The organism is Mesorhizobium sp. CNPSo 4670, assembly GCF_057784235.1.
Genome location: NZ_JBWJFQ010000008.1, coordinates 80,396 through 94,674, shown reverse-complemented (window position 1 = coordinate 94,674; position 14,279 = coordinate 80,396). Strand labels below are relative to the sequence as shown.

10 protein-coding genes are annotated in these 14,279 nt (G+C 61.2%); 8 read left to right on the top strand and 2 right to left on the bottom strand.

Annotation, left to right across the window (positions count from 1 at the left end):
- Positions 1 to 411 precede the first annotated feature (411 nt).
- A complete protein-coding gene (locus tag AC0ZT5_RS15540; RefSeq protein ID WP_488497146.1) occupies positions 412 to 1,254 on the top strand; it encodes a formate/nitrite transporter family protein in 843 nt (280 codons plus the stop codon).
- A gap of 300 nt (positions 1,255 to 1,554) precedes the next feature.
- The gene (locus tag AC0ZT5_RS15535; RefSeq protein ID WP_488497145.1) at positions 1,555 to 2,166 is read left to right on the top strand and encodes a sigma-70 family RNA polymerase sigma factor; all 612 of its coding nucleotides are present in this window, start codon (positions 1,555 to 1,557) and stop codon (positions 2,164 to 2,166) included.
- A 171-nt stretch (positions 2,167 to 2,337) separates the two neighbouring features.
- On the opposite strand, the gene AC0ZT5_RS15530 is transcribed toward AC0ZT5_RS15535, so the two are convergent.
- Together AC0ZT5_RS15530 and AC0ZT5_RS15525 are read right to left on the bottom strand one after the other, a co-directional pair.
- Positions 2,338 to 2,997, bottom strand: coding sequence for a response regulator transcription factor (locus AC0ZT5_RS15530; RefSeq protein ID WP_488497144.1), 660 nt, complete (start codon positions 2,995 to 2,997; stop codon positions 2,338 to 2,340).
- Positions 2,998 to 3,382: 385 nt separating this feature from the next.
- Positions 3,383 to 3,772, bottom strand: a complete 390-nt coding sequence (locus AC0ZT5_RS15525; RefSeq protein ID WP_478349459.1) for a response regulator transcription factor — start codon at positions 3,770 to 3,772, stop codon at positions 3,383 to 3,385.
- 419 nt (positions 3,773 to 4,191) lie between these two features.
- On the opposite strand from AC0ZT5_RS15525, the gene AC0ZT5_RS15520 reads away from it, so the two are divergent.
- The 6 genes from AC0ZT5_RS15520 to AC0ZT5_RS15495 all read left to right on the top strand — a co-directional run bounded on the left by AC0ZT5_RS15520 (position 4,192) and on the right by AC0ZT5_RS15495 (position 14,109).
- Positions 4,192 to 5,268: a helix-turn-helix transcriptional regulator gene (locus AC0ZT5_RS15520; RefSeq protein WP_488497143.1), complete on the top strand. Its 1,077-nt coding sequence runs from the start codon at positions 4,192 to 4,194 to the stop codon at positions 5,266 to 5,268.
- Between the two features lie 99 nt (positions 5,269 to 5,367).
- Complete coding sequence (locus AC0ZT5_RS15515) at positions 5,368 to 7,656, top strand: FdhF/YdeP family oxidoreductase (RefSeq protein WP_488497142.1); 2,289 nt, start codon at positions 5,368 to 5,370, stop codon at positions 7,654 to 7,656.
- A 2-nt stretch (positions 7,657 to 7,658) separates the two neighbouring features.
- Positions 7,659 to 8,246: a hypothetical protein gene (locus AC0ZT5_RS15510; RefSeq protein WP_488497141.1), complete on the top strand. Its 588-nt coding sequence runs from the start codon at positions 7,659 to 7,661 to the stop codon at positions 8,244 to 8,246.
- 367 nt (positions 8,247 to 8,613) lie between these two features.
- Positions 8,614 to 9,342, top strand: coding sequence for an alpha/beta fold hydrolase (locus AC0ZT5_RS15505; RefSeq protein ID WP_425352318.1), 729 nt, complete (start codon positions 8,614 to 8,616; stop codon positions 9,340 to 9,342).
- A 346-nt stretch (positions 9,343 to 9,688) separates the two neighbouring features.
- Positions 9,689 to 12,862 (top strand): efflux RND transporter permease subunit, encoded by a 3,174-nt coding sequence (locus AC0ZT5_RS15500; RefSeq protein WP_488497140.1) that lies wholly within the window; start codon positions 9,689 to 9,691, stop codon positions 12,860 to 12,862.
- The gene (locus tag AC0ZT5_RS15495) at positions 12,859 to 14,109 is read left to right on the top strand and encodes an efflux RND transporter periplasmic adaptor subunit (RefSeq protein WP_488497139.1); all 1,251 of its coding nucleotides are present in this window, start codon (positions 12,859 to 12,861) and stop codon (positions 14,107 to 14,109) included. The genes AC0ZT5_RS15500 and AC0ZT5_RS15495 overlap by 4 nt, the downstream gene beginning before the upstream one ends.
- Positions 14,110 to 14,279 lie beyond the last annotated feature (170 nt).

Here is a 14,279-nt window from a genome sequence, read left to right as displayed (position 1 = left end):
GCGTATCACGTTCAAACTAAGTCCTACGGATCGGGTGTACCCTTAGGTCGATTTGTTATGGCAGAGTCGATCAGCGCTTCAACAGCGGAAACCTCTCGAACCCGGTCTCCCAAGGGAGCGCCCAGTTGTTGGCCGACAAGACATACCAAGGAATGTCTGGCCTAAATCAAGTGCGTAATCCGGTTACCCTCCGTAGAATGTCGCCGCGAAGTGCCGTCGGCTATTCATCCCTGAAGTGACAATCAGCCTGCCAATCGGTCCTGGTTGGCAACGCATGGGAGACGTCATGGGTATCGCAGCGCGCTTTCTGGCCACGACGACAGTTGCGATCCCTTCAACCAGACCGCAGTTGCCGCGCCTTGCGGCTCTGAAATGTGGAACCAGCCTGCTCGGCGCGGAAGGATCGCGATCATGAACGACAGCCTCTCGCCGCGCGAAATCGTGCGGGCAATGGTGGATCTCGGCGCCGCTAAAGCCGCTCACAGCGTTCCTGATCTTTTGATCCGCGGCATGCTTTCCGGGGCGCTCCTTGCCTTCGCGACGAGCATGGCCCTGGAGGGCGCACTTCAGACAAATGTCGCGCTCGTCGGCGCTCTCATCTTCCCGGTGGGATTTGCGATCATCATCATCCTTGGCCTCGAACTCCTGACCGGGAATTTTGGTCTGGTACCCCTGGCCGTCCTCGCTCACCGCACGACGGTCGGCCGGATGTTGGCCAATTGGTTCTGGGTTTTCGTCGGCAACATGCTCGGTTCGCTCATCTTTGCCGGGCTGTTCTTTGTCGTCCTGACCGATGTCGGCAATGTTGGGGCGAGTGCGCTCGGAGATCATCTGCGTGCGCTCGCCGAAGCGAAGACGATCGCCTATGAGCCGTATGGATACGACGGACTGGTGACTGTCTTCGTCAAGGCCATGCTCTGCAACTGGATGGTCTGCCTCGGCGTCGTCATGGGGATGAGTTCGAAGTCCACCCTCGGCAGGATCGTCGGATGCTGGTTGCCCATATTCGCCTTCTTCGCGCTCGGTTTCGAGCACTGCGTCGTCAACATGTTCGTCATTCCCATGGGGATGATGCTCGGGGCCAAGATCAGCTTCGCAGACTGGTGGTACTGGAACCAGATACCCGTGACCTTGGGCAACATTGCCGGCGGTTTCCTCTTCACCGGACTTCCTCTCTATTGGACCTACCTGAAGGGCGGTGCAGAAGACGTGCCTACCCCTGCGGCGAGGATGTCACTCGGCCCTGCCGAGTGACATGCCGGCATTCCGGCGAACACATCTTCTTCCTCGGCATTGGGCCGCCCACATTGCTTCGCGAAAGAATGTAGTCGTTTTGAAAAGAAGGCCTCAGTCGGGTCCGCCATGGTTGCGCCGACAGCACCCCAGCCGAACAGCTTCGATTGGACACAGCTAGAGCCAGGAAAGGCGCCGGCACATGCCTGACAGACCAGATGTGCAGTCCCGAACCAGAGGATGGCTGTGGCTGTCTGGTTCGCGGCCGACCGAGTTCAGTCCGGATCACAAATTGCAATCGCCGCTATTGCGCATCGCCTGATGACCACGAACATGACACAACTCGAACTTCCGCCCGATGTTTTGCCGCAGCCGAGTTTTCGCTCGGCTGACACTTCTTTTTCGGCAAGCGGCGCGGCGGCCGAGATCACTGACGAACGCAGGCGAGCGATCGTCGCGGAGATTCCACGGCTGCGTGGTTATGCGCGCGCGCTGTTGCGGGACCGCGATGCCGCCGACGACCTTGTGCAGGACAGCCTCGAACGGGCGCTGTCGAGGATGGCGAACTGGACGGCCGGCGATACGCCACGCCGCTGGCTGCTCACGATCATGCACAATCTGTTCGTCGACCAGTTGCGGCGCGCCAAACGCCACGCCCAGGCGGTGACCACGATCTCAGAAACGATAGATGCGATCGCGACGTCGCCACAGGCCGACAGGCTCGTATTCGTGGACGTATTCTCGGCGCTTCAGCAGATCAATCCCGAACGACGCGCAGCACTCGTGCTTGTCGCGGTCGAAGGCCTCTCCTATGCCGATGCCAGGAAGGCGCTGGGCATTCCCGTGGGGACGCTGACGTCGCGGATCGCCAGGGGCAGAGAGGAGCTGCGATCGATCCTCGAAGGTGTCTCGCAGCCAGGCCAACCAGGGTGAGCAAAGAATGAACCGTCACCATTTTCAATGATGAACCAAGGCACCTGCCGTCCACACCGGCGCGGCGTCACGGGGTCATATCCGGCGAACGGCGGAGGGTCGAGAACCGCTGGAGCGAGCGGGCGGGATCGATAGATTTTCGCGCGATACCGGATGACGACTTTGCCATCGCTATTGATTTGCCCTTCGAAGGCCCAACCGTTCTGCAATCCGTACCAGGTCGGGCAAGGTTCGCACCGCCATCTTCCGCATGAGATGCCCGCGATGGATCTTGACCGTAATTTCGCTGAGGCCCATCTCGCCCGCGATCTGCTTGTTCATCAGGCCCTTGGTCACGAAGAACATGACTTCCTTTTCACGAGAGGTCAAAGTTTGGTACAGGGCTGATATCGTCGCCGCTTCCTGGTCGGATTCCCACCTTATGCGGTCGTTTTCGAGCGCGCCGAAGACCGCATCAAGCATGTCCTGGTCCCGGAACGGTTTGGTCAGAAAATCGATCGCTCCGGCTTTCATCGCGCGCACCGACATCGGAACATCCCCGTGTCCGGTCATGAAGACGACGGGCATTTGAATGTTCGACTTTGCAAGATGAGCCTGGAAATCGAGGCCGCTCACGCCGGGCAACCGGATATCGAGCACGAGGCAGCTAGGCGTTTCCGGCAGCTTGCCCTGCAGGAATTGGCTGGCGGAGGCGAACAGTTCGACATGCAGCCCCACGGATCTGAACAGCCCACTCAGGGCATCGCGCACAGCGTCGTCATCATCGATGATATAGACTGTCGGCGCGAAAGCGGTCGACGCGGTTTGGCCTGGATTGGAACCTGCTGTCACGATAGCAATCCGCTCTCACGATTCCTGCTCCGCACGGCCCAGGAATGGCACAACGCCATCTTAGCATATTAATTTGGCAACAAGCCCCGCCACCAGGCGAGACGTGGTCGCGACTGTCGGTAATGCCGAGGGGGCTGGGATGGCTTCCGCGCGCTACACCATCAATATCACCAATCCACCCATCGGCGCATGTCCGCTGATGTTTCTGCCGTCGCGCCCTCTTGTGCAGCGGGGCCAGGCAGGCGATCACCGAAACCTGCCTGGAATTCAACCGCACAGGTTGGTGGCAATCTTCCCGGAACGAACGCAAAATTCCGATTTGGAACGCACGCGACTTCGCTCCGAAAGCAATGGCGGTGGCAGCGCTCGGCTCACCACGAAGAGGTCATTCCGGCTTGATTTCGCGTGGCCAGTTCAGCGCATCGTCGATGCACCGGATCATGGCGGCGGCGTCAAAAGGCTTGTAGAAGAAGCCTGCCGCCCCTGCAGCGAGGGCATTTTGCCGGGTCCGTTCGTCAGGATAGGCCGTGATAAGAATCACCGGAACGGTGTGGCCACGTGCCAGGAGCAACGTCTGCAGTTCCAACCCGTTCATTTCCGGCATCTGCACATCGGTAATGACACAGCAGGCGTCGGCGAGCCGTGGCGAACGCAAGAGTTCCTCGCCAGAGGCAAACAGGTTCGCGGCAAAGCCGCAGGAACGTATCAGATTCGCGGTGGACGTGCGGACCGCCTCGTCGTCGTCAACTATGGCAACCATCGGAATTTTCGGCACATCGGTGTCCCCCGGAGACTGTGTCGCCCGGCGTCGCCCGGCGCGATCTCATCTCGGCGCCACCATACAAACGTAGAGCCAAGATCGAAATCATACAGAGGTTTGACTGAGCTGAGCTTTGCGGGCAGCGATGCCGCGACCTGGGACCGGTCGGAAAATCGTACGGCTACACAGCGGCGTCAAGGTTCAACCGCACGGTGGGATCATTGTCGCACGGCACCGGCGGCCTCCCTGCACAAGGTTGCCGACATCGCCAGACGCGCCCAAGGCGCCGCCGCCAATAGTAGATACCATCGTATACGCAGCATAGCTGATGATATGATTCATTCAGACGGCCATTCAATGGAGCAGATTTCCCACCCGTGTACCTTGGCCCAGCAAGCAGAAGAAAATTCTGAGGCTAGAGGAGCACGGGCCCAATGCAGTTCCACTCATTGTCTGCATCCGAATATTACGATCGGCAACCGGCAGAGGATCTGCCCATCCTTCCTCGACGCGACGGCATGGTCCGACCTATGCATGTCGCCGGCCCGCCTCGAACGCCTGAAGTCGGCTCGTCATTGTCCGACCCATTCGACGCAGGCAACGGCGCCTACCCGGTGGCGCCAGACTGCCGCATGATTTCGATCCCCCTCACTCATATGAATGTGGTTCTCTCGGTGTCCGCTGCAGCGATGCCGCAACCCCGTCGCGGCGGTCTAACGATGCATGCAAATGCGGCGGCAGACCCTGATCCTACGGCGGCGCCCAGTGGGGCCATGGCGCAATTTGCCCAAGCAGGCCAAAGCGCGATCGACGGTCTGAATGTTTTCCACGCGCCTCGGGACCTAGGCCTTGCCGAACTGGTCCCGGAACGGCACTCCTCTGATCCGGTCGTCCAGCGTCTTTCCAGGGCGCTCGAGGCGGCCGAAGACAGCCATGATGGATTTGGCAACCTCTATGCCGATGCAGTCCGCCTTGCCATCGTAACCCGCTTGCTCACGCTGCGCTCAGATCCGCAGCCAGACCCGGATAAGCCGGCGACACGCTCTGCGGCCGCCCTGTCCAAATGGCGATGGAAGCGCGTCGTCGAATACGTCGATTCACATCTCGATGAGACGATTACGCTCGCCGACATGGCAGCAGTGGCGGGGCTCAGCCGAATGTATTTCGCCGCACAGTTCCGGGCGGCCACCGGCATTCGCCCGCATGAATTCCTGCTGCGGCGACGGATTGACCGTGCCAAGCAGATGCTCATCGAGACCGAGATGACCCTGGTCGACGTGGCGCTGAGCGTGGGCTTTCAGAACCAGGCCCATTTCACCACGGTCTTCGGACGTTTCGTTGGCGAGACACCCTATCGCTGGCGTTGCGGCAATCGCAGGGATGTCGCAGATCGCCCTTTCGACCGCGATCCCGTCGGTTGGCGCCACCCGCCACGTGTGTCGGACACGCGGCCCATTCAGCTGGCAGCTCCGGGAGAGTTGCCGCCCCGCAGCGCTGCCGGCGCAACATAGTCGACATCGCTGGCGGCAGCACTGCGATGGAAAGATGTTGCTTGCCGGAAGGCTTCTTGCCCGCACAGGATTCTTCAGCTCTTCGTAGAGGCGTCTCCAATGGCCAATGACATTCGTCCTTACAATGCCCCGGCCGGCGGATGGGGAGCGCTCAAGTCGCTAGGCGAACACCTTGTCGAGCAGGGAATCCCGATCAAGGGGGCCGCCACTCTGGGGCGCATGAACCAGCCGGAGGGATTTGATTGCCCCGGCTGCGCCTGGCCAGACCCCAAGCACACTTCATCCTTCGAATTTTGCGAGAACGGGGGCAAGGCGGTTGCCTGGGAAGCCACGGCGAAACGCTGCACGCCGGAGTTTTTCGCCGCCCATACCGTTGCCGAGCTTTCAAGCTGGAGCGATTTCGATCTCGAGATGGTCGGACGCCTGACCCATCCGATGGCCTACGACGCCGCATCCGACCATTACGTGCGGGTCGGTTGGGAAGAGGCCTTTGCAACCATTGCCCGCCACCTCAACGGATTGCCGGATCCCAACATGGCCGAGTTCTACACATCCGGCCGCACCTCGAACGAGGCAGCGTTCCTCTACCAACTCTTCGTGCGAGAGTTCGGCACCAACAATTTCCCCGATTGCTCGAACATGTGCCACGAGGCTACCAGCGTCGGCCTGCCGCACTCGCTCGGCGTCGGCAAGGGTACCTGCCTGCTTTCCGATTTTGACAAGACGGACTGCATCTTCATCTTTGGACAAAATCCGGGCACGAACAGCCCTCGCATGATGACGAGCCTGCGCAACGCCTCACGGCGCAGCGCAACCATCATGGCCTTCAATCCGTTCCGCGAGCGCGCCCTGGAGCGCTTCCAGTCGCCCCAGAGCCCGGTCGAAATGGCAACCCTTACGTCGACACCGATCAGCGCCAAGCTTTATCAGGTGCGTGTCGGCGGCGACGTCGCCGTCGTCAAGGGGCTCATGAAAGTTCTCATGGAAGCAGACGATGCGGCACGCGCCGGCGAGCTGCCGGCGATCCTCGACTGGGATTTCATCAAGGGCCATACGACGGGTATCGAGGCTCTCGCCGCCGACCTGCGGGCGACGCGATGGGACGACATCGTCTCTCAGTCAGGGCTCGCTCGCGAGGACATCGAATACGCCGCTCGCGCCTATATGCAGGCCGAACGAGCGATCATTGTCTATGGCATGGGCATCACGCAGCACCGGCGGGGAGCACAAAACGTGCAGCAGCTGGCCAATCTCGCGCTGCTGCGCGGTCATATCGGCCGCGAGGGCGCCGGACTTTGCCCGGTACGCGGCCATTCCAACGTCCAGGGCGATCGCACGGTCGGCATCACCGAAACGCCGACAAAGGAATTTCTCGAACGGCTTGAGCACCGCTTCGGCTTCAAGCCGCCGTCCGAACATGGCCACAACGTCGTGACCGCGCTGGAGGCCATCAAAGACGGCAAGGTGAAAGTGTTCTTCGCCGTCGGCGGCAACTTCGTGTCAGCCATTCCCGACTGGGAGGTGACCCGCGCTGCCTTGCGCAAGCTCGACCTGACGGTCCAAGTGTCAACCAAGCTCAATCGCAGCCATCTGGTACACGGGCGCGACGCGCTGATCCTGCCTTGCCTCGGGCGCACCGAAATCGACGTCCAGGCAACAGGGCCGCAGTCGATCACGGTCGAGGATTCAATGTCGATGGTGCACGCGTCGGCGGGCCGCAATGTTCCGGCGTCGGAGCACCTGATGAGCGAACCTGCAATCGTCGCCGGCATTGCGCGGGCGACGCTGGGTGCAGGTTCCGTCGTCGACTGGGAAAGCTTCACCGCCGACTACGACCTTATCCGCGACGCGATCGAAGACGTGTTCCCGATCTTCCAGGGTTACAATGCCCGCATTCGCATCCCGGGCGGCTTCCATCTGACATCGAACGCGCGCGAACGCATCTGGGCGACAGTTTCCGGCAAGGCGAATTTCCTCGTCTTCGACGGCCTCGGCGAGGATCCGCCCCTGGACAGTCTCGACGCTCTATGGCTGACGACGGTGCGCAGCCATGATCAGTACAACACCACGATATATTCGATGTCCGACCGCTATCGCGGTGTCTTCGGTCAGCGCGACGTGATCTTCCTCAACGAACAGGAGATGGAAAGGCGTGGCCTCCAGGCCGACGACCGCGTCGACTTGATCACTCTGTCCACCGACGGCGTTGAACGCCGCCTGTCCAATTTTCGGATCGTCCCGTATGCCTTCCCGAATGGCAGCTGCGCGGCCTACTATCCCGAGGCAAACCCCCTCGTGCCGCTCTATTCGCACGATCCGATGAGTTTCACGCCCTCCTTCAAAGCAATTCCGATTCGCATTTCGCGCTCCCGTACCGAGGCGGTTTGATCATGGGTGAGGTCGAACTCGCGCGCCTTGATAACCAATGCCGATCCTATCCCTGGCGGCTGGACCGCGGCGATCTTCGGGCCGCGTCGCGCTGGGTCGCAGGCAAGTGGTCGGACGGGTTCGGTCGCGACACCGAAGGCGCGAGCGGCAGTGTCGACCTGGCGCAGTTTGGGGTTCTGGAACCCTATCTTGCCGAAGCAATCGTGCTTGAGCGGGGAGCAGACTTCATGTTTGCGAGATGGGGCGCGGCGCTGGACGCGCTTTGTGGCGGGGACGGTGGTGGTCACAGGCTGTCTGCGCTCCCCCAACCCAGCCGCGGGCAGCTGCGCCGGCTGTGTGTGCGGGCAGTTGCGGAGCAGGTGCCGCAAGCAAGACAGGCGACCTGGGCACTCGATGGACGGATCTGGCAGTGTGCGATGCTGGCGCTGCCGACGGCCGGCGACGAGCTTTCCGCCACGCGACTTCTTGTGGCCCTGCTCTTTGCCCCTCACTCAATGTTTGCTGCCCAACCTCTTCCACGTGGCGAAGCGTTGCGTTGGAGGCGAAGCTCCCACGCACTCCGCGCACGCGCCATTCTGCCGAACTCCTGAGGCGCCCGTCCCCTCCTCCCGCGGGCGCCTGAACTGGCGGTGGGTCGCATCAGCGATCCGCCGCCCTTTTTGGTGACCTTCGGTCGTTGCGGACGGCTGGCGCGCCCGTCCGTCACATCGCCATCGGACCTGCCCGTTCGTGCGCGACGAGAAAGGCAGGGGCGTTTCTGAAAGACGCCGAACCGCGAAATCGGGATTGTCGCAACGAGCTGCCTCCGCAAACGCCTAGGCCACGGAGCCCGCAGGATTTGCTACCGCATCGCTGGCCTTCATCTCGGTCATCGGCGCATTCGATTGTTTGAAAAAGGGAAGGAAGAGACCCGTGCGCGAGATCGTCAATGCCATCGCAATTGCCCTCACTCTTGGCCTGTCGGGAGTCGCCGTGGCGGCTGACAATCCCACGCCCAAGCCCGCGCATACCGTGGCGCGCAACGTCGTGCTCGTGCACGGAGCGTGGGCGGACGGATCGAGCTGGGCCGAGGTGATCCCGCTCCTCCAGGCAGCCGGCCTCAGAGTAACCGCGGTGCAGAATCCGCTGACGTCGCTGGCAGACTCGGTCGCGGAGACGCGACGGGCGCTGGCGCTGCAGGATGGGCCAACCGTGCTGGTAGCGCATTCCTGGGCCGGCACCGTCATCAGCGAAACGGGGACTGATCCCAAGGTCACATCGCTGGTCTATGTGGCTGCACGAGCACCGGACGCCGGTGAGGACTTCGTCGCTCTTTCCGCAAAGTTTCCCGCAGGACCCGTTCGAGCCGGCATCCAGGTGAATGATGGCTTCACCAGATTGTCCGAAGAGTCATTCCTGAAATACTTCGCGAACGGTGTCGCGCCCCGGCAAGCCAAGATCCTGTATGCGGTGCAGGAGCCCACCGCTGCGACCATCTTCGGCGGACGAACCACCGAGGCTGCATGGCATTCCAAGCCATCGTTCTATGCGGTGTCGAAGCAGGACAAGACGATCAACCCTGATCTCGAACGGTTTCTCGCCAAGCGCATGCATGCGACGACGGTGGAGATCGATGCGGGCCACCTGTCGCTGGTTTCCCATCCCAAGGAGGTCGCCGACCTCATTCTGGCTGCCGCGGGCCGATGACATTGGATTTGTCCCGGCGAAGCTATGCGGACGGGCCTGACGGCCTGGGCGGGCCGTCCCGGCGACGGCCCGCCTCCCGCGCGCGGCATCCACATGCTGGTCGCAATGGTCTCGCCCACTGCACCGATGTTGCCCAAACCAGCCCGCCATCGGGCGCCCGGCGATGAGCTTGGCGACGTCACCGGGCAACGCTCGGTGCCGACGCCTTTTGGGCGCAAGGACCGGACATTCGAGGCAATGGGCGCAAAGTCATTTCGGAGACACTGAAAGAAAATCCGGCAATACGGCGACGTTCATCGCTCGAGCCGTTCCGACTAACGTTGCCAGGAAGGTCATCGGCTGAGACATGGGTATCGTTCGGTTCGCGTTGCGATTTCCGCACACGTTCTATGTGCTGGCTGCCTTGATTCTCTTTCTCGGCGGCGTCGCAAGTCGCGAGATGCGGTTGGACGTCTTTCCGGAAATCAACATTCCGGTGGTGACTGTAATCTGGAGCTATGGCGGCCTCAGCACACCAGAGATGGAACAGCGTGTCACCACGTACAGCCAGTATGCGATCAGCTCCAACGTTAATGGCATCAAAAACATCGAGGCGCAGACCTTAGGGGGACTGTCGGTCCAGAAGATCTATTTTCAACAGGATGTGAATCTTGATCTCGCGATCGCGCAGATTGTTTCGGCAACAAACGCCATTCGCGCCCTCCTGCCACCGGGAATCCAGGCACCGCTCGTGGTGCAGTTCAACGCCTCCAGCGTGCCGGTCCTGCAGATCAGCCTGAGCTCCGACACCCTCAACGAACAGCAGCTGTACGACTACGGCATCTATCGGATCCGTCAGCAACTGGCCCCGATCCCGGGTGTCACCCTGCCAACACCCGCGGGCGGAAAATATCGCCAGATCATGGTCGACCTCGACCCGTCGAAGCTCCTGGCCAAGGGCCTGACGCCGCTCGACGTCGTCAGCGCGGTCAACGCCCAGAACCTGACCTTGCCGTCGGGCACGGCCAAGATCGGCAACACACAGTATGTCGTGCGCACCAACGCCACGCCAGCAACCATCGACGAGCTCAACGATATTCCGATCAAGGTCGTGAATGGCGCTACGGTGTTCGTCAAGGATGTCGGCCAAGTCCATGACGGATGGCTCGTTCAGCAGAACATCGTTCGCGAGAACGGCCGGCATTCGGTTCTGCTCAGCATCATCAAGAACGGCAATGCCTCGACGCTGGAGGTGGTCAATGCCGTTCGGGATGCCTTGAAGACGGCGCGCGCCGCGGCGCCTCCCGGCATGGAAATCAGAGAGCTCTTCGACCAGTCGGTGTTCGTCAAGCAATCGATCGCCGGCGTGCTGCGGGAGGGCGTGATCGCGGCCGCGCTCACCGCTCTGATGATCCTGCTGTTTCTGGGATCATGGCGATCGACGCTGGTCGTCATGATCTCGATCCCGCTGGCGATCCTGTCGTCGGTCGTGGCGCTGTATTTCCTGGGCGAGACGCTCAACACGATGACGCTGGGGGGCCTGGCGCTGGCGATTGGCATCCTCGTCGACGATTCGACGGTGACGCTCGAGAACACCCATCGCCTGCTCACCGAGGAAAGACAGACGCTGCCGCAGGCGACGCTGCATGGAGCCGCCGGTATCGCCGTGCCGACCCTGGTGTCGACGCTGGCCATAAGCTGCGTGTTCACATCGGTGGTCTTTCTGGAAGGTCCGGCAAAATATCTGTTCACGCCGCTCGGTCTTGCCGTCGTGTTTGCGATGCTCGCATCCTATGGACTTTCGAGGACGCTCACTCCGATCACCATCGGATTGCTGCTCAAAAGCGAGCGCCACGGCGCCTCGACGGGCTGGTTCGGCAGGTTTCACGCCAGGTTCGAACGTGGTTTCGAGGCCATGCGCCTGCACTATGCCGAGCTGCTGGCCGTACTCCTCAGGCGGCGGTTCATCGTTCCCGTCATCGCAGCCCTGGTGCTCGCATTGGGCGCAGTGCTGACAATGCTCGTCGGTCGCGATTTCTTTCCCGCGATCGACGGCGGCCAGATCCAACTCCATGTTCGGGCCCCCGCGGGAACCCGGATCGAGGAGACGGAGAAGATCTTCCAGGCTGTCGAGGACAAGATCCGCGAGATCGTTCCCGATCGCGACCTCCAGCTTGTCGTCGACAACATCGGCCTGCCGGCGCGTTCCTACAATTTGGCGTTCACGGATGGATCGACCATCGGCGTGAATGACGGTGTGATCCAGGTCGCATTGAAAGACGGCCACGCGCCGACTGCCGACTATGTGCGCAAGCTGCGCACGGCGCTGCCAAGCACCTTTCCAGACGTTCTGTTCTACTTCCAGTCGGCCGACATCGTCACGCAGATCCTCAATTTCGGATTGCCGGCGCAGATCGATGTCCGTACGGTCGGCTATGATCGCGTTACCAATCTGCGGGTTGCATCGGAGTTGCGGCGCCGCATTGCCGCCATTCCCGGCGTGGTCGACGCACACCTGCAGCAGGAAGTCGACGCTCCGGCGTTCTATGCCGATATCGATCGCACGCGGGCGGCGCAACTCGGCCTCAATGCCAGCACGATCGCCAACAACATCAATGTGAGCCTGAGTTCCTCCGAGCAGGTGTCGCCGAACTTCTGGACCGACCCGACCACGGGCATTCCCTACTACCTCGCCGTTCAGACACCGGAAAACAAGATCGCGTCATTGAACGATCTCGGCAACACTCCCGTGTCCTCAACCATCAACACCGCCGGCGCACAGGTTCCCGGGCAACTCAGCAACGTCGCGACATTCAAGCGCGACAGTCTCCCGACCAACGCCAACCAGGCGAACGTCCAGCCAGTCTACGAAGTCTATGCAAGCGTCCAGGGTCGTGATCTGGGAAGTGTCTCCAGCCAGATCAGCACGATCGTCGCCGACCTGCAGAAGCAGCTTTCGCCCGGAAACACCATCCAGGTCATAGGGCAGATCCAGAGCATGAACGATGCTTTCTGGGATCTCGGCATCGGCATCCTGTTCGCCGCCGTGTTCGTCTACTTGCTGATGGTGGTGAACTATCAGAACTTCGGCGACCCCTTCGTCGTCATCCTTGCCTTGCCGGCGACCTTTTGCGGCATCGTGACGATGTTGTTCATCACGGGCACGACGCTCAACGTGCCTTCACTGATGGGTGCGATCATGGCGGTCGGGGTCGCTTCGGCCAATTCCATCCTGCTCGTGACTTTCGCCCGGGACCAGCAGTTGGCAGGCAAGTCCGCGTTCGACGCGGCGATCGACGCCGGTCATACCCGGATCAGACCTGTGCTTATGACCGCGGCCGCGATGATCGTCGGCATGGTTCCCATGGCGATCGGCGGAGCGGGCGAAGAGCAGAATGCCGCACTGGCGCGCGCGGTCATCGGAGGACTTTTATTTGCAACGCCCACGACGCTCCTCGTCGTGCCGTACCTGTTCGCGATGCTGCGTAGCGGACAGGACGGCAAGACGGCTCACGGCGTCTTCGAAGAGGAAATCGGATGAAACCTAGGCATCGTTTGGATCAGGCCGACGACACGGTGATGGATGTTGCAATGGAGCGGCCGCCGCGCCGAGGCGGAGGCCGGCTGCTTGCATTGGGCGCGCTCGCTCTGCTGATGACGGGACTGGCCTATGGCGCCCAGGGATATTATTCGCGCAACCGCGAACTCGCGGCTGCGGCCAAACAGGCGCGTGACTTCATCCCGCAGGTGCGTGTTGCGGCGGTAAGGCCGAGCGACGACATCGTGAAAGTCAGTCTGCCCGCCACCACAACTGCCTTCGACGTCGCTGACATCTTCGCACGAGCCAGCGGTTATATCGAGACGCGCGAGGCCGATATCGGGGACAAGGTCAAGAAAGGACAGTTGCTAGCCAAGATTGCCGTGCCGGAACTCGATGACCAGATTTTGCAGGCCCAGGCAACCTTGGGACAGTTCAAGGCGGCGCTGCAACAAGCACAAGCCAATCTCGATCTCGCCAAGGTGACGTGGCAACGAGACAAACCCCTGGTGGACCAGGGCTGGATCACCAAGGAACAGGGTACGATCGACGTCCAAAGCCTAAAGGCACAGGAGGCGGCTGTCGGCGTTGCGCAGGCCAACGTGAATGCGCAGCAGGACCAGTTGCGCGTTCTCGACCAGCAACAGGCCTACCAGCAGGTGGTCGCCCCGTTCGACGGCGTCATCACTCAACGCAACGTCGATATCGGTAGCCTGGTGCAGGCCGACACGACCAACAGCACTTTCCTGTTCGCCATCATGCAGGGGGATGTGATCCGTGCCCAGGTCTACGTCCCCCAGGACCAGGCCTTTGGACTGGCCCCGGGGGTCAAGGCCGTGCTCCAGGTCCCCGAAATCCCCGGCCGTACCTTCCCCGGCACGGTGACGCGGATTGCAGATGCGCTGGCACCGGGCACACGGACCTTGCTGACCGAAATCGACATTCCGAACCCTGACGGTGTTCTCACGCCCGGCACTTATTGTACTGTCGAGCTCCAGATCCCGCGCAAGACACCCAGCTTTTCCGTGTCCGCAGATGCGATCATCTTCAACGCGGATGGTTTACAGGTTGCGGTGGTCGAGAACGGCATTGCGCATATCCGGAAAATATCGGTGGCGCGCGATCTCGGAAACGAGGTCGAGGTCCGTGACGGCGTCAAACAGGGCGACCTTGTGATCCTGAATCCGCCGGTCGAACTTGACGAGGGCAGCAAGGTGCAGATCAGCCCTGCAGCCGTCGGGCCAGCTTAGTTCAGTTCCGGACGCCCGGGATGAAAATGAAGCCCATTTCCCCCTTGGCACCATATATGCATCACAAATTGACGATCCATACTATGTCATGCATCAATGATACTTTGATATACTACATATTACTTCCGAAAATTGCTAGTTAAGTAATGCAGGACGAGAACGGAAGCGGC